The organism is Bradyrhizobium sp. Kon10, assembly GCF_055807395.1.
In genome coordinates, this window is record NZ_JBVVOZ010000087.1 from 1 (window position 1) to 1,594 (window position 1,594).

Here is a 1,594-nt window from a genome sequence, read left to right on the forward strand (position 1 = left end):
AACTAGCGCGACGTTGCACACAATCGCGATCGAGGGTTCGAGTTGGCTCTTGTGCAATGGTTGGTGCTCCGCCACGAACTTCCAGATCAGCACGTCCTCGATCATCGGATCATCGCCAGCTACGGCCTAAATTGCCCCGCTCGTCACGATGAGCTGTCGCCTATTGCTCGCCGTGTCGCCAGCCGCGGCGCTCTACCGCGCGAGCGGTTTAGCCCTTTGACCCACTCCGGACATCGCGCCTCCTCGCCAAGAGCAATCTGCGCTGCGAGGACCGCGCGTCGGTCACTTCGCGGGAAGACGCAAACTGGCAAGGTCGGTCCCCACGACAATGGTACCAGTAAAGCCGCCCTCCTGGGCTGCGTCCCTGTAATCCGCCTCCGTCAGCGGCTTCCCAGGAACCTTGAAGGGATATTGCTGGGCCGCTCCGATGGGCGGGATCAGGTGCGTTAGGATAAGATATTTCGAACCTGCGCGCTTCGCCATGGCGCCGACATCGGGGGCGGTGCTTTGGCGATAATAGGCATAGGGATACATGTCGCTGCCCTTGCCGGGTCCCATAATAGGATGAATCACTGAATGCACGATGATGTCGGCGCCTTTCGCCAACTTCTCGACTTGGTCAGACGTCGACCAGTTGCGTGGCGGCGCGAGCACGTCGTTCACGGCATCACCGCCGATCACCACGCTCCCCACGGGCGTGTCGACGCGATACGCGACGTTGCCCGGTATGTGCGTCGCCCGAATGGCGCTGACTGTCACATCGCCAGATGTCCAGACGGTTTGTGGCTCCTCGCTCGGCTCGAACGTGATCGTGTTTATCAATTCGGATGGACCGCCCGCGGTGCGATCCTTCACCTCGGAGTGGCGCTGGGCGATCTCTCCGGACTGGATGAATGCATCAGCCAGGTGCGCCACAAACTTTTTGCAGCTGACAATGAAATCCTGTGTTGAAGCGGCGTCCGCACTGCACACGGCGTCAATTTTCGGGCCGGTCCCATGAAACGCCCAACGGCTCTGCACGAGATCGAAAAATCCCTCGGTGTGGTCGCCGTGCATGTGCGTGAAGAACACGGCGTTGATCTGTTCGGTTCCGACTCCCAATTGCGATAGTCGCATCGTAGTGCCGCGGCCGGCATCGAACTGTAATTTCAAGGCGCCGCAGTTATTGCCATCCTCTCCATAGCGCACCAGCGTTCCGGCTGAAGCTAGCCCATTGAACGGTTGTTGCGGGCCGCCAGCGGTGCCGGTCAAGGTCACCGTCATACACGGCGCCGCATGTGCGGTGACTACGCCCGTCAAGTACCCCACGGTGGCCACAAGCACGGTTGCGAACGTAAACCGTTTCATATCCAGCCCTCTTGAACACAGTTTTCCGATGCGACTTCTAAGATTGCCCAAATCACCGCCCTGCGGCAATCCCTTAGAAGAGTCCGCACCTGGCACCTTTGAGACATGCCGACCGACCGGGACGATATCCGTTGTGGGGTGGACCGGACCTCATGCGGACATGCCAAAAACGACGCGAATGACCGTGCGCCCCGAGGGCGCGAACTACAGTGAGGGAGGGTCTCACCCGGATAATTGTCGATTGGTC

General features: G+C 60.0%; 1 protein-coding gene. It reads right to left on the minus strand.

What is annotated here, in order from left to right:
- Positions 1-282: 282 nt before the first annotated feature.
- Positions 283-1,347, minus strand: coding sequence for an MBL fold metallo-hydrolase (locus AC0L2O_RS36125; protein WP_369722412.1), 1,065 nt, complete (start codon positions 1,345-1,347; stop codon positions 283-285).
- Positions 1,348-1,594 lie beyond the last annotated feature (247 nt).

Coding starts and splice junctions, on each gene's coding strand:
- AC0L2O_RS36125 (WP_369722412.1), bottom strand. CDS start 1,347: ATGAAACGGTTTACGTTCGCAACCGTGCTTGTGGCCACCGTGGGGTAC.